This is a genomic window from Salarchaeum japonicum (genome assembly GCF_020614395.1).
GTDB lineage: Archaea > Halobacteriota > Halobacteria > Halobacteriales > Halobacteriaceae > Salarchaeum > Salarchaeum japonicum.
The window spans coordinates 1150433-1167679 of sequence record NZ_CP085324.1; the positions used below are offsets into that span (position 1 = coordinate 1150433).

Consider the following 17247-nt stretch of genomic DNA (forward strand, 5'->3'; position numbering starts at 1 on the left):
CCCCGACCCCACGCCTCGTGTATGCGACGGGGGGTCAGGGCCGCGCTCGGAATCAGCATCGCAGTCGCAACGCTCGCGTTACTCGTGAACGCAGTCGGCTGGAACGCGTTCGCGAACGGGCTCGAACGAGCGAACAAACCGCTGTACGCGCTCGCCGTCGTCGCGTCCGTCGGGTCGCTCCTCGCGTGGGCGCAAGTCGCGCGCCGCCTGTTCGACACCGTCGGCGGCCGCCTCGACGGCGTCGGGTTCCACACCGCCTACTTCTCCGGGTTGTTCGGGCGCGCCGTCCTCCCCGGCGGCCACGTCGGCGGCATCGGCATCGTCTCCTACGTCCTCTCCCGGTACGGCTCCGGCGAGTTCGAACGCCCGCTCGTCGCCATCTCCACCACCGAGTTCGCGAACAACGTCGCGTCCGCCACGCTCGCCACGTTCGGCCTCGCGTTCGTCCTCACCGTCGGCCACAGCAGCCTGCACGGCGTCGGGTTCGTCGCCGTCGTCGCCATCGCCGGCATGCTCGCCGCGCTCGTCGCCGCCTACGTCCTCATCGTTCGATTCGACGCCATCGGCCCCGTCGCGCACGCCCTCGCACGCGCCGTGCGCGCCACCGTCGGCCGCGTCTCCAGTCGTGTCCGTGACGCCGCCTCCGCCGAACGCGTCGCGGAGCGCGTCGAGCGCGCGAACGAGGTCGCACACACCCTCCGCGAGAACCCGCGCACGCTCGCGTCGGCGCTCGCGTTCAGCCACCTCGGCTGGGCGCTCTACGTCCTCCCGCTCTACCTCTGCCTGCGCGCGGTCGGCGTCCCCGTCGCCTACCCCACGCTCCTCTTCGTCGTTCCCATCGCCGGCCTCACCGCCGTCATCGGCACCCCGGGAGGCATCGGCGTCGTGGACTCCGCCATCACCGCACTCATCCTCGCGCTCACCCCGCACCCGGCGGGCCCCGTCGTCGTCGCCGCCCTCCTCTTCCGCGCCGCCGACTACGGCACCACCGTCCTCGTCGGCGGCCTCTCCGCGCTCTACCTCACCACGCTCGACGCCCCCAGCCCCGTCAGCGTCCTCCGCGAATAGGGAACCCGCACGCTTTTGCCGGGCGCTCCCCACCACTCGCGTATGAAGGAAGACCTCCTGGACATCGTCTGCTGTCCGCTCGACAAACACGACCTCGAACTCGACATCGACGAGGAGGAGGACGACGACATCGTCTCGGGCACGCTCACGTGCACCGAGTGCGGCGAAGCCTACCCCATCGAGGACGGCATCCCGAACCTCCTCCCGCCGGACATGCGGGAAGCAGCCTAGAGCTTTTTCCCTCGGGCCACGAAGCGAGCGTGTGGCCGACACTCTCACGGTACGCGTGAACGCCGACGGCCCGCACTCCGTGAGCGCCGACGCAAGCGACTTCGAGACCACGGGGTCGTTCTCGCTCGTGCTCGACAACGACGGGTCGCCCGCGCACGTCCACGTCCGCCTGGACGACGCCCTCCGCCGGGTCGCCGCGCTCGACGACACCAACCACTACGTCGACCGGAACGCCACGACCATCGTGGACATCGAGATTCTCGACGGCCCGCGGCCCGTCTCCGGCACGCTCACCGTCTTCACTGGCTACGGCTCCGAGTCCGTCGAGGTGCCCGTCAGAATCGAGGAACCGTCGGAGACGAGCGAGGGCGTCGCCGTCGGCGAAGACCTCGCGCACAAACCGAGCCGGGAGCCGGACGCGTCCCCCGAAACGCTCGTCGTTCCCGGCGTCGTCGCCGCGACGGGCGTGCTGTCCGCCGCGCTCGCGCTCGTCTTCCTCACCGGCGTCGTCGCGCTGTTCGTCGCGGGCGTCGCGCTCGTCGGCGGCCTCGCGATGGCGGGCTTCCTCCTGCGCGCCACCTAGTCGTCGTACGTCGGCGTTCCCGACAGGCCGCGGTCGTCCATCTGCTTCGCGCGGAGGTAGCGCGCCCGATACCGGTTCGCGCCGTCGTTCACGTCCGCCTCCCGTATCTCGTCCGTGCGGACGTCCGCGACCGCGCCGATGATGTCCTCGACCTGTTCTTTCTCCGTCGGCGTGAGTTCGAACGTGTACTCGCGCTCCTCGTCGCGTTCGAGCGTGACGAACTTCCGCGCCGCCGCGACGAACAGCGAACACGGCTCCCGGCACGGGAACGCGCCCTCACCCCCGGGAGTGTCGATTTCGGTGTCCTCGTCGTACTCCCACTCCCGGCGCTTCAGGCACTGCGAGTCCACGCAACACGCCTCGGTCGCCCACTCCAGCTGTTCGGGCGTGAGCTGGCTCACAATCTCGTAGATGCCGGACTGGCGCTCCGCGGCCTCCCGGTAGTGCGTCACGTCCAACTCGCCCTCCCGTTCGCGGTGCCAGTTCGCCACCGTCGCCGGGTAGACGAAGTCCACCGTCCGCACCAACTCCTCGCCGCTGAGGCCCGTGAACACCCAGCCGTGCGGCAGGCTCGGCGCGGTCGAGAGCGGGCGGTACTTCCCGTCGTCGTCGTGCTTCACGAGCTGTCGGGCGTCCAGCGGGTCGGTGTAGGATTCGAGGTCGTCCTCCCCCGCGTCCTCGTGATGGCAGACCTCGTAGACGTGCTCGCCGTCGCGGATGCGCGCGGTGACGAGGAGTTCGCCCCACTCCCGAGTGAGGCCCTCAGTGCGGAGCGCGTCGAGGCGCTCGGGCACGGTGTCGTCGCCGTTCGCGTGCTCCACCCACCGGAGGAACGCCCGGCGGGGCGTGCCGTCGCCCGCGACCTCGTGCTGCCAGTAGTACCAGTTCGCGACGTACTCGTTGCCCGTCGCGGCGTCGCCGAGTTCGTCCGTCGAGAGGCCGCGGTGGCTCTCCGCGGGCGTCTCGAACCGATAGCCGTACGTCGTGTCCTCGACGTGGAGACCGTCGAATTCGACGCCGTCGGTGGCGGCGTCGATGAGCGCCGCGACCTGCACGGTCTCGCTCACTAGTCGCTCACCGCGTTCACGCCGCCGGTCTCCTCGCGAACCTCCGCGATGGCCTGCTCGACGGCCGCGCCCGCGTCGCCCGCGCGCTCCAGAATCACGTCAGCGACCAGGGGTTCCGTGCCGACCGCGCCCGCGTACCAGATGCGGTGGCCGTCCACGGTCTCCGGAACCTCCCAGCCGGTTCGGTAGTCCTCGGTGATGCCCATGTCCTCCGGGATGTCCTCCTGCGTGTGGAAGCCGTCAGCGACGAACAGCGGGACGACGACGATGTCGGGCGCGTCGAAGAACTCCGTCACGTCGTCCACCTCGGGGTCTTCGTCCATGAACACCGCCTGCACCTCGTCGAACCGCCCGCGCTCGCGGATTCGGTCGGCGTGATAGTAGATGGCCTTCGCCGAGTTCTCGTTACGCTCCGTGCCGTGCCCGACGACCGCGAGACCGAACCCCTCGCCCACGTCGTCGTCGCCCGTGACCGACTTCGCGCGCTGAACGATGACGTCGCTCATCGAATCGTGCGTCCCGACCGGCCCGCAGTAGTGAATCGTCTTCCCCACGTCCGTCGCGTCGAGCGTGACGTGGTCGGCGTCCGTCCCGTCGGACTCCCAGTCCTCCACGCTCCACTCCTCCAGGCGGAGCTCGCGCGGAATCACTTGCTCCGTGAAGTAGCCCTCGCTCACGAACAGCGGCACGACGAACACCTCCTCTGATTCGAGCGTCCGCAACACCTCCCGGAACGAGGGTTCCTCCTTCCAGAACGCCTCCCTGACCTCGTCGAACGCTCCGGTCGCGCGAATCGTGTCCGCGTGCGTGAACGCGGGTTCGCTCGACCCCGGGTTCAGGTGCGAGCCGTGACCGACGATGACGAGCGCCTGACTCATGTGTGGATGAAGGAACGCGTCGGTCTTAGTGACTTCGCAACCATCGAGCGTTCCCGGAACACGGGAAGGCTTTTCGTCGCGCCGTGACTCCCCTCGGGCGATGCCTTCGCTCGCGGAACGAACCCGGACTGCGGTGGACGCCCGTCCGTTCCTCCGGACGGCGCTCGCGGCGGGCGTGGTGAACTACGCCGCCGCCGCCCGCCTGCTCGACATCGAGGGGGAACAGGACGCGGTGGCGACCGCGCTCCGCCGGTACGCCGCCGACCTCACGCACACGACCGAGGCGGCGGACGCGACGGTGCGGATGGAGAGCGGCCTCGGCGAGAGCGACACCGGGATGCTCGCGGTGAACGACACCGCGTACGCGTCCGGCGCGGGGTCGCTGACGGGCGTCGTCGCGACCGGCGGCGGCGTGGATGCGCGAGCGACGGCGACAGTACTCGCCCGCCTCGACGCCGCCGGTATCGCGCCCGAGGCCGCCGGGTACGCCGACGGCTCGCTCGTCGTCGTGGTCGAACGTCGGGACGGCGCGACCGCCTTGCGGGCGGTGGAAGACGCGCTCGCCGCCCTCGAACGCGTGGACTCCTGACAACGCCTGACGCGTATTCGGTGATTTAAGAACGGGGGCGGCGTACGGCCCCCTATGACGCTCCACGTGACGAACACGCTCTCCGGGGAGAAAGAGCCGTTCGAACCCCAAGACCCCGAGCGCGTGCTCCTCTACTACTGCGGACTCACCACGTCCGACCCGCCCCACCTCGGGCACGCGCGCTCGTGGGTGCACGTCGACGTGATGCATCGCTGGCTCGAATTCATCGGGTACGACGTGCGACACGTCGAGAACTTCACGGACGTGAACGAGAAGATCGTCGCCCGGGTCGGCGAGCAGGGCGACGACGAGGACGACGTGGCGAAACACTACATCCGGGAGATCATCGAGGCGATGCGCGGCCTGAACCTCAAGCGCGCCGAAGTCTACCCCCGGGTGTCAGAGCACGTCCCCGAAATCATCGACCTCGTGGAGACGCTCGTCGAGAAGGGGTACGCGTACGAGTCCAACGGCTCCGTCTACTTCGACGTGACCGCGTTCGAGGAGTACGGGAAACTCTCGAACCAGCGCCTCGACGACATCGAAGAACAGGGCCAGGAGGACGAACGCTCGGAGAAACGGAACCCGGCGGACTTCGCGCTCTGGAAGGCGGACGGCGTCTCCGCGGACGCCGTCGAGGAACACCGCGGCCCCGACCACCCGGGGACGCCCGCGCACCCCGAGGGACAGACGTGGGAGTCCCCGTGGGGCGAGGGACGCCCGGGCTGGCACATCGAGTGCTCGGCGATGAGCATGACCCATCTCGGGGAGACGCTCGACATCCACGTCGGCGGCCGCGACCTCGTGTTCCCCCACCACGAGAACGAGATAGCGCAGAGCGAGGCGGCGACGGGCGAGACGTTCGCGAACTACTGGCTGCACTGCGCGCTCTTCGAAATCGGCGACGAGAAGATGAGTTCGAGCCTCCGGAACTTCATCACCGCCGAGGAGGCCATCGAGCGCTTCGGCCCGAACGTCGTGCGCACCTTCCTCGTCTCCGGCACGTACAACAGTCGACAGACGTACAGTGAGGCCGCCATCGAGGAAGCCGAGGAGCGCTGGGAGCGCCTGTCGCGGGCGTACGACCGCGCCGCCGACGCCGCGGACAGCCCGGACGCCTACGCGAAACGCGCGGACGACGACCTCCGCACGGCCGTCGAGACTGCGCGCGAGGACTTCGCGGCGGCGATGAACGACGACTTCAACACCCGGGAAGCGCTGAGCGCGCTCGGCGACGTGGCGTCCGCCGTGAACGCGCACGTGGACGCCAGCGACGAGTACGACTACGCCGGCCTCCGCGAGGCCATCGAGGCGTTCACCGACCTCGGCGGCGTGCTCGGCCTCCAGTTCGAGACCGTCACCGACGGGAACGCCGACCTCGCGGGCGACCTCGTGGAACTCGTCCTCGACCTCCGCGAGGACGCGCGGGACGCGGGCGAGTACGAGCGCGCGGACGACCTCCGGGACGGCCTCGAAGCCCTCGGCGTCACGGTCGAGGACACCGACGACGGCCCCACGTACCGTCTCTGACAGGTAGCCGTCGTCTTTATCCCGGCTTCGAGCCAACAGAACGCCATGTCACGACGAACAGCGGTCGCAGCCGCGCTCGCCGCGCTCGTGCTCGCGAGCGGCTGTCTCGGGTTCCTCAGCGGGCCCGTGACGTTCTCCGCGAGCCAGGTCACCGTCCAGGACTCGGCGCTCGAATCCGCCGGGTACGAGGAGGTCGCCGTCGAGGAGATGCAGGTCAACCGCACGTTCGAGGCGGCCGGGCAGTCGAAGACCGTGGAGATAACGAACTGGGTCGCCCAGTACGAAAAACAGGTGAGCGTGCTCGGCGTCGAACGCCGCGCCGCCGTCTTCGGGACGTTCTCCTCGCCCGAGGTGAGCGTGCTTGGCCAGAGCTTCAACCCCCTCAACGAGTACGACGACCGCGAAATCGCCGAACTCATCCAGCAACAGTACGGCACCATCAGCGACCTCACCGCGGTGTCGAACACCACGATGACCGTGCTCGGCCACAGCACGACCGTGACGAAGTTCTCCGGCACGGCGAACTTCGACGGGCAGAGCATCGACGTGTTCGTCCACGTCACGAAGGTGAACGACGGCGGTGACATCGTCGCCGCGGTCGGCGTCTACCCCCAGCAGTTGGACGGCGAGGAGGAACACGTCGTCACGCTCCTCCAGAACCTCCAGCACGCGTCCTAACGCGAAGGCTTTTTTCGGCGTCCCGTGAGGAGTCGGTATGGATAGCGTTCGCGCGGCCGGCGGCCTGTTGACCGCGCTCTCCCTCCTCGCGTACGCGGCCGGCGTCCTCCAGCCGTATCCGGGGCGCGCGTTCTCCGTGACGGGCGTGATGGTCGGCGTGACGCTCGCCGCCGTCGGCCGCCCGACCCGGGGTGATGGCGCGTGACGGTGACCGCCATCGTCTACACGGACGCGGGCATTACGACCTACGACGACCTCGCCGCGGCGAAAGCCGCGCGCGGGACGACGTGGATTCGCGCCGACGACCCCACGCCCGACGAACTCGCCGCGGTGCGGGACGCCTGCGGCATCCACCCGCTCGCCGTCGAGGACGTGGAGAACGGCGTCCGCCCGAAGACCGAGGAGTTCGACACCCACACGTTCCTCCTCGTCACCGACGCCCGCTTTCGCTCCGGGGAGACGACGTTCGACCAGGAACTCGACACGCGACCCGTCGGCCTGTTCGTCGGCGAGGACTGGCTGGTCTCGCTCACCTACGACGACGTGCACGCCATCGGCGCGGTGCGCGAGGCCATCGACCGCGAGGACGCCCGCATCCTCGGCCGCGGCCCCGACTTCACCGCGTACCGCGTGCTCGACCGCATCGTGGACGACTACTTCGCCCTGCTGGACGACATCGAAGACCGCATCGAAGCCATCGAGGGCGAAATCGTGGACGCCGCCCGAAGCGACCTCCTCGACGACATCAACGACGTGCGCCGCGAACTCCTCGCCGTCCGCAAACTCCTCTGGCCGACCCGGGACGCCGTCAGCGGGTTCGCGCGCGGCGACCCGCCCGAGGTTCGCGCGGAGACCGAGAAGTACTACCGGGACGTGTACGACCACGTCGTCCAGCAAGTAGACCTGGTGGAGACCTACCGCGACCTCGCGTCCAGTTCGCGCGACATCTACCTGAACGCGCTCAGCCAGTCCACGAACGAGGTGATGAAACGCCTCACCGTCGTCGCCACCATCGTCCTCCCCCTGACGTTCGTCGTCGGCGTGTACGGCATGAACTTCGAGACGATGCCCGAACTCGGCTGGCCGTACGCCTACCACGCCACCCTCCTCGGCATGGGATTGCTCTCCCTCATCCTCGTGTGGTACTTCCGCGAGCAGGACTGGCTATAGCGCGAGCGGCACCAGGAGGACGCCCATCAGGCACGTGCGGCGCGCGCCGAACCACACGGGCAGGTGTCCGAGCGCGCTCGCCGCGACCAGGACGCCGACGCCGCCCGTTCCGGAGAGCACGTACGTGAGCGACGCGACGAGCGCGAGCACGGCGACGACGACGCGCCGATGGTCGATGTTCCCGACGACCCGGAGGTAGGTGTCGCCGACGGTGACGACGAGACAGACCGCGACCGCACCGGCGAGCGCGACCGCGAGCAAGAAGACGGGGAGGTCGAGGGGCGCGCCCGACCGGTCGAGCGCCACCAGCACGCCCGTGTGCGGCGCGCCGAGCGAGACGAACGCGTAGAGCGCGAAAATCGTATTGGAGGTGTTGACGCCGCTGGTGGCGACGACGTACGCGCGGTCGGGGTCGCCCCTGCGCGGGAGGACGCCGAGCGCGGCGGTGGCGGCGACGGCGCTCGACACCCCGGAGACGTACGCGACGGCCGCGCCCGCGGCCGACCCCGCGAGCGCGGACACGCCGACGCTCCGCGGACTCGACTCGACGACCGCGTCGCCCTGTTCGGGGACGCCCGCGCCGCGGAGCGCGGCCAGCAACACCGGTACGCCGAACAGGCCGGCGAAGAGCGGGAGGAGCACGTCGCCGTCGCCGAGGGGCGCGTTGAGTGTCGCGTCGAGCACCGCGAGACCGAGCACGCCGGAGAGCGCGACGCCGAGCGCCGCGCCGACGCGGGCGCGGGGCGTGCGTTCGCTCGCGACGAGCGCGCACGCCACCCCGGCGAGAACCAGCGGCAGGTGCGCGTCCAGCCACGGACTGACGTACCGCATCCCCATCGTCACCGGCACGCCGAGCACGAACGCAAGCACGACGGCGCTCGCGCTCCCCAGCGCGGACAGCCGCAGGGCTTCGCGGCCGCGACCGGCGAGCACGAGCCGGTGGCCGGGGAGGGCGGTGACGGCCATCGCGGCGTCAGGTACGCCGAGCGCGAGCGCCGGCACGATATCGAGAAAGGAGTGCGTTACGCCCGCTGTGAGCACGACGACCCCGACGAGCACGGGGTCGCCGGGGAACTCACCGGCGAGCGCCGCCAACAGGACGGCGAGCGTGTTCACGTGCAACCCCGGCGTCAACCCCGAGAGCGTGCCGAGCAGAACGCCGCAGAGCGCGGCGGCGAGCACGCTCCCAGCCAACGCGGGGTCGAGGAGCACGCGCAACCCTTCCAGCATCACCCACCGCTGGCCGCCCCCTCCTATTTGAACCTACGCGCGGCTACCCGGGTTGCGTCGAAAGAAAGAACGGTGAGTTACGGGACGGAATTAACCGAAGAGGTCGCCGAGACCCTCGCCGCTGGCCTCTTCTTCCTCTTCTTCGCCTTCGTCTTCCTCGGCCTCGGCCTCCTCGGCCTCTTCCTCGGAATCGTCCTCGTCCGCGCTACCCTCAGCGGAGCCACCGGCGGACGCGCCGCCCGCGGCGGGCGCTGCGGCAGCCGTCTCGATGGCTTCCTCGATGTCGACGTCCTCCAGCGCGGCGACGAGCGCCTTAACGCGGGATTCCTCGACGTCGACGCCGGCCGCGTCGAGGACCGACGTGAGGTTGTCTTCGTTGATCTCCTCGCCCGATTCGTTCAGGATGAGTGCTGCGTAAACGTACTCCATTATTAGTCACCAAACATGTTTCCGAGACCTTCGGCGCCGGACTCGTCGTCCTCGTCCTCGCTGGACTCGCCTTCCTCGGATTCCGCTTCTTCAGTAGCCTGTTCGTCCTCGTCCTCGGTCTCCTCGACCGTGGACTGCTCGACTTCGACGCCGCGGAGTTCCTCCGGGAGCGCCTCGTCGTCGTCGATCTGCGCCGCGAGCGCACGCACCTGCGCGTCCGCCTTCGCGACGAGGTCGTCCGCGAGCTCGGGGCTCTCGACGGCCGCGTGGATGCCGAGGCTCTTCGCCTCGCCGGCGGCCTTCGCGAGCATCGTCGGCACGGTCTGCGCCGTCGGGTACTCCGCGTTGATGGAGAGGTTCCGAGCGGCGGCCGCGGCGGACTGGATGTCCGCGCGGTACTCGTCCACGTCGATGGCGAGCTCGTCGGGCATGAACAGCACGCCCTCGGAGTACACCGCGCGGAGGTCGAGACCGACTTCCTTCGGCTCGATACCGAGTTCGGAGAGGACGTTGGCGACGTCGTCACCGACGACGTCGCCTTCCTCCACGACCACGGAGTCGGAGAGCACCTGAATGGAACCCTCCTGAATCCGCGCGTCGGCACCGATCTGCTGGAGTTCGCCGACGAACGGACCCGGGTCGACGCCCGTGTCGCCCTCGGGGATGACGATGTCGTTCGGCGCGACTTCGCCAGCGTTGATGGGCGCAGGGGTCTTCGACGCTTCGAGCTGCTTGTACAGCCCGAACGGGTTGTCGTTCGTTCCGACGAGTCCGACCTGATTGCTCACGTACTCCGTGAGGTCTTCGAGGCCGCTGTCCACTTCTTCGAGCGCACGCACGAGCAGGGTGTTCCGACTCATGCGGAGTTCGGCGCTCCCGTGGAGCGCGCGACGCATGTCCTGGAGCTGTCGGCTCGGGATACCGGCGACGTTCACGACGCCGATACTGTCGTAGGACTCGATGAGCTCGACGAGCTCGTCGACTTCCTCCTGCTTCCACTCGGGAATGTGGTCGGTGGTGCGCTCAGTTTCTGCGGACATCTCAGGCCACCTCGACGGACGGCCCCATCGTGGTCTTCACGTAGATGGAGTCCACGTTCAACGGGCCTTTTTCGAGCGTTGCGTGCAGTCGACGCACGATAACGTCGATGTTGTCCGCGATGTCTTCCGGCGTCATGTCCTCCGCACCCACGCGGGTGTGGAAGGTGCGCCGGTCGCGCGAGCGAAGCTGCACGGTGTTCTTCATGCGGTTTACGGTCTCGACAACGTCGTCGTCGGGCTGGAGCGGGGTCGGCATCTTCCCGCGCGGACCGAGCACAGTACCGAGGTAGCGACCGATGTCCTGCATCATGGACGCTTCGGCGACGAAGAAGTCGGTTTCGTCGGCGAGGTCTTTTGCAGCGTCATCGTCGTCCCCGAGGTCGGACAGCTCGTCCCCGTCGAGCACGTCGTCAGCGACGTCCTCGGCGCGAACGGCGGTCTCGCCCTCGGCGAACACCACGATCTGTGTCTCCTGTCCGGTTCCCGACGGCAGCACGACGCTCTCGTCGACACGATTCGACGGGTCGTTGAGGTCGAGGTCTCGCAGGTTCACGGCGAGGTCCACCGTCTCGCGGAAGTTCCGCTCAGGGGCCTCGTCGAGCGCTTGAGAGACTGCCTCGTCTATGTCATCTGCCATCTTTCACCTCCGTAGTGTACTTGCCCCCTCTCGGGGAGCTCCTACGGGTCAGTGAAACAGGCTACGCCTGTCTCGTCTCGAAAAACGACCATGCCGCACTTAAGGCCGTCGTTACGCGAGAAGCGGGCGGAGGATTCACCCGTGCGGAGCGCCGAGGGCGGTCGTGAGCGAGTTTCCCACGGAGCGCGTCGAGGCCGCGACCGACGCCATCGTCGTCCGCCTCAGCGAACTCTCGGGCGGCGAAATCGGCCGGGTGTGGCGCGCCGGCCTGGACTCCGGTCGGTCGGTCGCGGTGAAGACAGGCCCCGCCCCGCTCGACGTCGAAGCCCGGAGCCTCCGCGTGCTCGCAGACCACGGCGCGCCCGTCCCCGGCGTCGTCTGCGCCACCGAGGACGTACTCGTGCTCGACTACGTCCCCGGCGAGGAGTGGACGCCCGCAATCGAGCGCGCGCTCGGCCGCCGGGTCGCCCGCCTCCACGACCACACCCACGACACCTACGGCTGGCCCGAACCCACGTGGAAGGGCCGCTTCGAACAACCGAATCCCCGCCTCCGGGACTGGCCGACGTTCTTCGGTGACTACCGTCTCCGCCCGGTCGCGGACGCCGCCCACCGCCGCGACGCCGTCACCGACGACCTTCACGCGCGCGTCCACGCGCTTGCGGACGACACTCACACACTTCTCCCCGACCGTCCCGCGCCCCGCCTCCTCCACGGCGACCTCTGGCGGAACAACGCCGTCCCCGGAACCGACGACGTGCGCGCGCTCCTCGACCCCGCGCCCTGGTACGGCCACCACGAGGTCGAACTCGCGTACGCCGACTGGAGCGGTCTCGGCGACCCCTTCAGAGCCGGCTACGAGGCGGTTCGCGACATCGACCCCGAATTCGAGACCCGCCGCCCGCTCTACGAACTCTACTTCGCGCTCGACCACGCCTACCACTTCCCCGGCGAGGACTACGCCCGGTGGGCCGCGGACAGACTCGACAGGCTCGGCTACTGACGGAGAGAACGGAAGAACGGGAACCGCGGATTCGAATTACGCTTCGGCCAGCGTGTCGTCGAACTCGCCGTCGTCGACGCGGGCCTTGAAGCTACGGGCGTCCTCGCCCTCGATGGTGACACCGAGGCTGACGCACGTGCCGGCGACTTCCTTCGCGGCGTTCTTCGTGTCGTACGCGAGGAGGTCGGGCTTCTTCTGCTCCGCGATGCTCTTGAGCTGGTCGATGGAGAGGTCGGCGACGAAGTCCTCCTGGGGCACGCCGCTCCCGGTGTCGAAGCCGGCCTCGTCCTTGATGAGTTCCGCCGTCGGCGGGACGCCGACTTCGATGCTGAAGGAGCCGTCCTCCTCGTACTCGACGGTGACGGGGACTTCCGTGCCGTCGAACGCGGCGGTCTGGTCGTTGATCTCTTCGACGACTGCCTGCACGTCCACGGGCGTCGGTCCGAGCTCGGGACCGAGCGGCGGGCCGGGGTTGGCCTGACCGCCGGGTACGAGCACTTCGATAGTCTCAGCCATACCTATCCGAACTGTCGCCGCGGTTTTAAGGATTACCTTTCAGGGGAGGCTGATTCCCTGCCGGGTGAGGTAGTCGTTGACAGCCTTGATTTCGACGGGACTCCCGATGATGCGGGCGAGGCCGCCTTCGTCCACGACCGTGACGACGAACCGGTCGTCGATGTCCGCGCGGTGCTCCCGGAGGTCGTCCGCGGGGAGGACGATCTGGGTGCTGTCGCGCAGACTCTCGGGGTCGGGCATCACGCGGACATGCAGGAGTTGGGCGCTTTAACGTGTCGAAACCGCGCGAGGTCGGCGGTGCGGGCCTGATGAACAGGAATAAAGGCGGGACAGGCGTAGGGCGGCGTAATGGGACTGGAGGAGGAGATCGAGGAGTTGGAGGAGGAAATAGCCAACACTCCGTACAACAAGTCCACTGAAGCCCACATCGGCCGCCTGAAGTCGAAGCTCGCGGACAAGAAGGAGAAGCTGGAAGCCCAGCAGTCCGGGTCGGGCGGCGGTGGCGGGTACTCCGTGAAGCAGCACGGGGACGCGACGGTGGCGCTCGTCGGTTTCCCCTCCGTCGGGAAGTCAACGCTCGTGAACGCGCTGACGAACGCGGACAGCGAGGTCGGCGCGTACGAGTTCACCACGCTCGACGTGAACCCCGGGATGCTCGAATACCGGGGGGCGGACATCCAGATTCTGGACGTGCCGGGCCTCATCGAGGGCGCGGCGGGCGGGCGCGGCGGCGGGAAGGAAGTCCTCTCTGTCGTCCGCTCCGCCGACCTCATCGTGTTCGTGCTGTCCGCGTTCGAAATCGAACAGTACGACCGGCTCGACGACGAGCTCTACAACACGAAGATTCGACTCGACCAGGAGCCGCCCGCCGTCCGCGTGACCCGGAAGGGGAAGGGCGGTATCGACGTGAACACGTCCGGCGACATGGAACTCGACCCGGATACGGTTCGCGAAATCCTCCGCGAGCAGGGGTTCGTGAACGCGGACGTCGCCATCCGCGGGAACCCGGACGTCGACCAGCTCGTGGACGGCGTGATGGACAACCGCGTCTACCTGCCGTCGATGGTCGCGGTGAACAAGGTCGACCTCATCGAGCCGTCGTACGTCGAGACGGTGAACGAGAAGCTCGAAGCGCGCGACATCGACCCGGACGATGCGGTGTTCATCAGCGCGCACGAGGAGAAGGGCTTGGACGCGTTCAAGGAGCGGATGTGGGAGGAACTCGGCCTCATCCGCGTCTACATGGACAAGCCGGGCCGCGGCATCGACTGGGAGGAACCGCTCGTGGTCGAACGCGGCGCGACCGTGGACGACGCCCTCCACAAGCTCGGCGGGACGCTCGACGAGCGCTTCCGGTTCGCGCGCGTCACCGGCCCGAGCGCCCAGCACGACGACCAGCAGGTCGGCCGCGACCACGTCCTCGAAGACGAGGACGTGCTCCGCGTCGTCGCCCGGCGATGACCGACCGAAGACGCGTTCTCGCCGTTCTCCTCGCGGGCGTCGTTCCGTGGACGGTGTATTTCTACGACGGGGGCGCGGGCGGGTTCGCCGCTTACGGCCTCCTCAGTTTCACGCCCTCGTTCCGCGTCACCGACCTCGCCGCCTACCTCGACAGCGCCGTCGTCCCCGGCGGCTGGTTCAGCGCGTGGCTCACCGGCGTCCTCCTCTACGCGCTCGCCCTCCTCAGCCTCGCCCTCGGTGCGCTCGGCCTCGAAGACCACCGCGTGACCGACGGCCTCCTCGCGCTCGCGGGCCTGAACGAACTCTACTTCGCCGTCGGCTTCTACACCAACCGCGACTACCTCACGCTCCCGCTCGGCGCGCTCTGCCTGCTCGCGGTCGCCGTCTGGGACTACCGCCGCGTTCGCGGCAGGGCGTTCCGACCCCAGTAGGTTTACGCCGCCCCCGTCCCAGCACTCGACCATGAGCGACTTCGTGCTCGACCATACGATGATTCGCGTGAGCGACCTGGAGGAGTCCATGGACTGGTATCAGTCCCACCTCGACTACGAGGAGAAGGGTCGCTGGGACGGCGACGGCTTCACCATCGTCTACCTCGGCCCCGAGGACGTCCACGAGGACGGCGCGCTCCTCGAACTCACCCACAACGAGGGCGAGGAGGACTACGACCTCGGTGACGCCTGGGGCCACATCGCGGTGCGCGTCGAGGACGTCCACGACGCCTACTACGACCTGATGGACGAGGGCGTCGAGGACTACCGACGCCCCGAGGACAACCCGGGCTACGCGTTCGTGAAAGACCCCGACGGGCACGAAATCGAAATCGTCGAGCGCGACCACGGCGCGAAGTGGAGTCTCGACCACACGATGATTCGCGTCGAGGACGCCGACGAACACCTCGGCTATTGGACGCGGAAGTTCGAGTACGAACACGCCGGGCGCTGGGAGGCAGACACGTTCGCGAACTACTTCCTCAAGCCCGCGGACGCCCCCGAGGAGGCGATGACCGTCGAACTCACGTACAACTACGACGGCCGGAGCTACGACCTCGGTGACGCCTGGGGCCACCTCGCCGTGCGTACGAGCGACCTCCACGACGACTGGGACACCCTCATGACCCGCGAGGCCGAGGACTACCGCGACCCCGAGTCTTGCGACGACATGTACGCGTTCACGAAAGACCCGGACGGCCACGAAATCGAGATTCTCGACCCCCACGACTCGCCCGTCGACCGCTCCTAAACCGTCCGGTCGTCGCCTACACAGTTCGTTCCTCGACTACTTTTTCCGGCGCGCCCGCGAGTCCGGTGAGCGCGTCCGCTTCGACGTGATGGAGGTCGCCGGGAATCACGAGCAAGTGGAGCGGGTCGCCGAAGTCCCGCCCGGCGAGCGCTCCCAGGGTATCGGCGGCGACGAGCGCGTCCGGCGCGCCGGCGCGCGCGACGACGACGCCGAGCGCGTCCGGGTTCCAGTGGTCCGCGAGCAGGCCGGCGGCGTGGCTCGCGGTCATGTAGTCGTCGCCCTCCCGATACGGATTATCGACCTTGATGTCGAGGTAGCAGAGCGTGTGCAGGCCGCGCTCGCGGTTGTCCTCGATGGTGTCGACGACGGAGCCGGGGACGCCGTCCGCGCCGTGCACCCACTCGAACGGGAGCGTCGTCGCCTTCCCGAACCGGTAGTTCTGGAGGCCCGTGAGGGAGGACGCCGCGGACTCCGCGGTGGGCGCGTGAATCACGCGGGTGTCGATGCCGCGGTCGTGCGCGCGCAGTCGGAGGTCGACGTGCGTCGTCGAAATCATCGTATCGCCGGCGGTGAGGAACACTACGTCCTCGGACTCGGCGGCGTCGAGAATCGGGTCGGGGGTCTGTTCGACGCCCTCGCGGTCGCGAACCTCGATGGTGGTGTCGTGGTAGGCTTCGAGGTCGGCGACCGTCGCGCCGACGAGGTGGCTGGTGTAGAACTCCGCGAACGCGCGGTCGGCCTCCCGGACGGCCTCGCGGCCCTCGACGGTGATGGATTCCTCGTCGTAGAGCCCGAGACCGACGAACGTGAGCATACCCGCCTTCGGGTACGCGGGCGCTTTTCGGTTTCGGGTCGAGTCCGAAGCCGGTAAACCCCGGCGTCGCCGAGAGCGAGTATGGAAGTCCCGTGCGTGCGCGTCCCCGTCGCGGAGGGCGAAGCGACCCGACAGCGGCTCGCGGACGCCGACCTCGTCGACCCCGACTTCGACATCGTGGTCGAGGACGACACCCTCTACATTCCCGTCACCGACCCGGACGCCGTCGAGGCGTTCGAGGTGACGACGCACGACGCGCCCGAGCGCCGGACGCCGACGACGCCCGCCGACCGCCTCGGGTTCGAACCGACGTACGAGCGCCTCGGCGACATCGTCATCGTGGACGAGGACGACCCGGAGCGCGCCCGCCGGATTGCGGACGCCATCCTGGAGTCTGACGTGCGCGCGAAAACCGTCGTCAATCGCGCGTCGAAGGTGAAGGGCGAGACGCGCGTCCGCGACTGGGACGTGCTCGCCGGCACCGAAACCGAGACCGTCCACCGCGAGTACGGCCACGAGTTCGCGCTCGACATCACCCAGGTGTACTTCTCGCCGCGCCTCGCCACCGAACGCCACCGCGTCGTCGAACAGGTCGAACCGGGCGAACGCGCGTTCGACATGTTCGCGGGCGTCGGCCCGTACGCGGTTCCGATGGCTGACGCGGGTGCCGAGGTCGTCGCCGCCGACATCAACGAGGCCGCCATCGACTACCTCCGGGAGAACGCCCGCCGGAACGGCGTCGAAGACCGAATCACCGCACACGCGGGCGACGTTCGCGAACTCGCCGCCGACTACGAGGACTGGGCCGACCGCCTCGTGATGAACCTCCCGCACAGCGCGGGCGACTTCCTGGACGCCGCCGTCCGCCTCGCGGGCGACGACTGCACCATCCACTACTACGACATCCAACACGAGGACGACAAGTACGGGCCGGGCGAGCGCGCCATCCGGGACGCCGCCGAACCCGACTACGCGGTCGAAATCGAGACCCGGCACACCGTCCGGTCGTACGCGCCCCACGAGTACAACGTCTGCCTCGACGCCCGCCTCACCCGAGCCTAACGCTTATTCACTCGCCGTC

At 68.6% G+C, this 17247-nt stretch carries 22 protein-coding genes; 13 read left to right on the forward strand and 9 right to left on the reverse strand.

Translation table 11 applies throughout. The features are described 5' to 3' along the window. Window positions 1–21 precede the first annotated feature (21 nt). From LI334_RS06585 to LI334_RS06595, 3 genes are read left to right on the forward strand one after another with little or no spacing between them, the layout of a single operon-like run. Window positions 22–1068: a lysylphosphatidylglycerol synthase transmembrane domain-containing protein gene (locus LI334_RS06585; protein ID WP_227259598.1), complete on the forward strand. Its 1047-nt coding sequence runs from the start codon at window positions 22–24 to the stop codon at window positions 1066–1068. 42 nt (window positions 1069–1110) lie between these two features. After that, window positions 1111–1299 (forward strand): methytransferase partner Trm112, encoded by a 189-nt coding sequence (locus LI334_RS06590; protein WP_227259599.1) that lies wholly within the window; start codon window positions 1111–1113, stop codon window positions 1297–1299. 31 nt (window positions 1300–1330) lie between these two features. Continuing rightward, window positions 1331–1882, forward strand: a complete 552-nt coding sequence (locus LI334_RS06595) for a DUF7524 family protein (protein WP_227259600.1) — start codon at window positions 1331–1333, stop codon at window positions 1880–1882. Here the strand turns inward: LI334_RS06595 and LI334_RS06600 are convergent. After that, window positions 1879–2949 carry a DR2241 family protein gene (locus LI334_RS06600; protein ID WP_227259601.1) on the reverse strand — a complete coding sequence of 357 codons (1071 nt, stop codon included), beginning with the start codon at window positions 2947–2949 and terminating at the stop codon, window positions 1879–1881. The genes LI334_RS06595 and LI334_RS06600 overlap by 4 nt on opposite strands. Continuing rightward, window positions 2949–3827 carry a CbiX/SirB N-terminal domain-containing protein gene (locus tag LI334_RS06605; protein ID WP_227259602.1) on the reverse strand — a complete coding sequence of 293 codons (879 nt, stop codon included), beginning with the start codon at window positions 3825–3827 and terminating at the stop codon, window positions 2949–2951. The genes LI334_RS06600 and LI334_RS06605 overlap by 1 nt, the downstream gene beginning before the upstream one ends. 100 nt (window positions 3828–3927) lie before the next feature. Between LI334_RS06605 and LI334_RS06610 the strand changes: the two genes are divergently transcribed. The 5 genes from LI334_RS06610 to corA are packed head-to-tail and all read left to right on the forward strand — an operon-like array spanning window position 3928 to window position 7794. Next, complete coding sequence (locus tag LI334_RS06610) at window positions 3928–4416, forward strand: DUF7523 family protein (RefSeq protein ID WP_227259603.1); 489 nt, start codon at window positions 3928–3930, stop codon at window positions 4414–4416. Window positions 4417–4470: 54 nt separating this feature from the next. After that, on the forward strand, window positions 4471–5946 hold the full coding sequence (gene cysS / locus LI334_RS06615; RefSeq protein ID WP_227259604.1) for a cysteine--tRNA ligase: 1476 nt from the start codon (window positions 4471–4473) through the stop codon (window positions 5944–5946). Window positions 5947–5991: 45 nt separating this feature from the next. Then, window positions 5992–6624, forward strand: a complete 633-nt coding sequence (locus LI334_RS06620; RefSeq protein WP_227259605.1) for a DUF6517 family protein — start codon at window positions 5992–5994, stop codon at window positions 6622–6624. A gap of 37 nt (window positions 6625–6661) precedes the next feature. After that, window positions 6662–6829, forward strand: coding sequence for a hypothetical protein (locus LI334_RS06625; protein WP_227259606.1), 168 nt, complete (start codon window positions 6662–6664; stop codon window positions 6827–6829). After that, on the forward strand, window positions 6826–7794 hold the full coding sequence (gene corA, locus LI334_RS06630) for a magnesium/cobalt transporter CorA (RefSeq protein WP_227259607.1): 969 nt from the start codon (window positions 6826–6828) through the stop codon (window positions 7792–7794). Before LI334_RS06625 ends, corA begins: the two co-directional genes overlap by 4 nt. Here corA and LI334_RS06635 read toward each other — a convergent pair. From LI334_RS06635 to LI334_RS06650, 4 genes are all read right to left on the reverse strand, one after another. Then, complete coding sequence (locus LI334_RS06635; RefSeq protein ID WP_227259608.1) at window positions 7789–9024, reverse strand: tripartite tricarboxylate transporter permease; 1236 nt, start codon at window positions 9022–9024, stop codon at window positions 7789–7791. The two genes, corA and LI334_RS06635, sit on opposite strands and share 6 nt — an antisense overlap. A gap of 90 nt (window positions 9025–9114) precedes the next feature. Then, window positions 9115–9453 carry a 50S ribosomal protein P1 gene (gene rpl12p / locus LI334_RS06640; RefSeq protein WP_227259609.1) on the reverse strand — a complete coding sequence of 113 codons (339 nt, stop codon included), beginning with the start codon at window positions 9451–9453 and terminating at the stop codon, window positions 9115–9117. A 2-nt stretch (window positions 9454–9455) separates the two neighbouring features. Beyond that, window positions 9456–10493, reverse strand: coding sequence for a 50S ribosomal protein L10 (locus LI334_RS06645; protein ID WP_227259610.1), 1038 nt, complete (start codon window positions 10491–10493; stop codon window positions 9456–9458). Window position 10494: 1 nt separating this feature from the next. Further along, window positions 10495–11130 (reverse strand): 50S ribosomal protein L1, encoded by a 636-nt coding sequence (locus LI334_RS06650; protein ID WP_227259611.1) that lies wholly within the window; start codon window positions 11128–11130, stop codon window positions 10495–10497. A 163-nt stretch (window positions 11131–11293) separates the two neighbouring features. On the opposite strand from LI334_RS06650, the gene LI334_RS06655 reads away from it, so the two are divergent. Then, window positions 11294–12133: a fructosamine kinase family protein gene (locus LI334_RS06655; RefSeq protein WP_227259612.1), complete on the forward strand. Its 840-nt coding sequence runs from the start codon at window positions 11294–11296 to the stop codon at window positions 12131–12133. A 36-nt stretch (window positions 12134–12169) separates the two neighbouring features. On the opposite strand, the gene LI334_RS06660 is transcribed toward LI334_RS06655, so the two are convergent. After that, window positions 12170–12649 carry a 50S ribosomal protein L11 gene (locus LI334_RS06660; RefSeq protein ID WP_227259613.1) on the reverse strand — a complete coding sequence of 160 codons (480 nt, stop codon included), beginning with the start codon at window positions 12647–12649 and terminating at the stop codon, window positions 12170–12172. 39 nt (window positions 12650–12688) lie between these two features. Beyond that, entirely contained in the window at window positions 12689–12889 is a 201-nt protein-coding gene (locus tag LI334_RS06665) for a VNG_1110C family protein (RefSeq protein ID WP_227259614.1), read from the reverse strand. Window positions 12890–12997: 108 nt separating this feature from the next. On the opposite strand from LI334_RS06665, the gene LI334_RS06670 reads away from it, so the two are divergent. From LI334_RS06670 to LI334_RS06680, 3 genes are read left to right on the forward strand one after another with little or no spacing between them, the layout of a single operon-like run. Then, window positions 12998–14110 (forward strand): OBG GTPase family GTP-binding protein, encoded by a 1113-nt coding sequence (locus LI334_RS06670; RefSeq protein ID WP_227259615.1) that lies wholly within the window; start codon window positions 12998–13000, stop codon window positions 14108–14110. Next, window positions 14107–14541, forward strand: coding sequence for a hypothetical protein (locus tag LI334_RS06675; protein ID WP_227259616.1), 435 nt, complete (start codon window positions 14107–14109; stop codon window positions 14539–14541). The genes LI334_RS06670 and LI334_RS06675 overlap by 4 nt, the downstream gene beginning before the upstream one ends. A gap of 31 nt (window positions 14542–14572) precedes the next feature. Next, complete coding sequence (locus LI334_RS06680) at window positions 14573–15352, forward strand: VOC family protein (protein WP_227259617.1); 780 nt, start codon at window positions 14573–14575, stop codon at window positions 15350–15352. 16 nt (window positions 15353–15368) lie between these two features. Here the strand turns inward: LI334_RS06680 and dph5 are convergent, their stop codons facing one another. Next, a complete protein-coding gene (gene dph5, locus LI334_RS06685) occupies window positions 15369–16166 on the reverse strand; it encodes a diphthine synthase (RefSeq protein WP_227259618.1) in 798 nt (265 codons plus the stop codon). A gap of 81 nt (window positions 16167–16247) precedes the next feature. Between dph5 and LI334_RS06690 the strand changes: the two genes are divergently transcribed. Continuing rightward, window positions 16248–17228, forward strand: a complete 981-nt coding sequence (locus LI334_RS06690; RefSeq protein WP_227259619.1) for a class I SAM-dependent methyltransferase — start codon at window positions 16248–16250, stop codon at window positions 17226–17228. Window positions 17229–17247 lie beyond the last annotated feature (19 nt).

What these genes read in the sequence shown, in the direction of transcription:
- LI334_RS06585 (WP_227259598.1), top strand. Translation starts at nt 22, where the DNA reads ATGCGACGGGGGGTCAGGGCCGCGCTCGGAATCAGCATCGCAGTCGCA.
- LI334_RS06590 (WP_227259599.1), top strand. Translation starts at nt 1,111, where the DNA reads ATGAAGGAAGACCTCCTGGACATCGTCTGCTGTCCGCTCGACAAACAC.
- LI334_RS06605 (WP_227259602.1), bottom strand. Translation starts at nt 3,827, where the DNA reads ATGAGTCAGGCGCTCGTCATCGTCGGTCACGGCTCGCACCTGAACCCG.
- LI334_RS06610 (WP_227259603.1), top strand. Translation starts at nt 3,928, where the DNA reads ATGCCTTCGCTCGCGGAACGAACCCGGACTGCGGTGGACGCCCGTCCG.
- cysS (WP_227259604.1), top strand. Translation starts at nt 4,471, where the DNA reads ATGACGCTCCACGTGACGAACACGCTCTCCGGGGAGAAAGAGCCGTTC.
- LI334_RS06620 (WP_227259605.1), top strand. Translation starts at nt 5,992, where the DNA reads ATGTCACGACGAACAGCGGTCGCAGCCGCGCTCGCCGCGCTCGTGCTC.
- LI334_RS06625 (WP_227259606.1), top strand. Translation starts at nt 6,662, where the DNA reads ATGGATAGCGTTCGCGCGGCCGGCGGCCTGTTGACCGCGCTCTCCCTC.
- LI334_RS06635 (WP_227259608.1), bottom strand. Translation starts at nt 9,024, where the DNA reads ATGCTGGAAGGGTTGCGCGTGCTCCTCGACCCCGCGTTGGCTGGGAGC.
- rpl12p (WP_227259609.1), bottom strand. Translation starts at nt 9,453, where the DNA reads ATGGAGTACGTTTACGCAGCACTCATCCTGAACGAATCGGGCGAGGAG.
- LI334_RS06645 (WP_227259610.1), bottom strand. Translation starts at nt 10,493, where the DNA reads ATGTCCGCAGAAACTGAGCGCACCACCGACCACATTCCCGAGTGGAAG.
- LI334_RS06650 (WP_227259611.1), bottom strand. Translation starts at nt 11,130, where the DNA reads ATGGCAGATGACATAGACGAGGCAGTCTCTCAAGCGCTCGACGAGGCC.
- LI334_RS06660 (WP_227259613.1), bottom strand. Translation starts at nt 12,649, where the DNA reads ATGGCTGAGACTATCGAAGTGCTCGTACCCGGCGGTCAGGCCAACCCC.
- LI334_RS06665 (WP_227259614.1), bottom strand. Translation starts at nt 12,889, where the DNA reads ATGCCCGACCCCGAGAGTCTGCGCGACAGCACCCAGATCGTCCTCCCC.
- LI334_RS06670 (WP_227259615.1), top strand. Translation starts at nt 12,998, where the DNA reads ATGGGACTGGAGGAGGAGATCGAGGAGTTGGAGGAGGAAATAGCCAAC.
- LI334_RS06675 (WP_227259616.1), top strand. Translation starts at nt 14,107, where the DNA reads ATGACCGACCGAAGACGCGTTCTCGCCGTTCTCCTCGCGGGCGTCGTT.
- LI334_RS06680 (WP_227259617.1), top strand. Translation starts at nt 14,573, where the DNA reads ATGAGCGACTTCGTGCTCGACCATACGATGATTCGCGTGAGCGACCTG.
- dph5 (WP_227259618.1), bottom strand. Translation starts at nt 16,166, where the DNA reads ATGCTCACGTTCGTCGGTCTCGGGCTCTACGACGAGGAATCCATCACC.
- LI334_RS06690 (WP_227259619.1), top strand. Translation starts at nt 16,248, where the DNA reads ATGGAAGTCCCGTGCGTGCGCGTCCCCGTCGCGGAGGGCGAAGCGACC.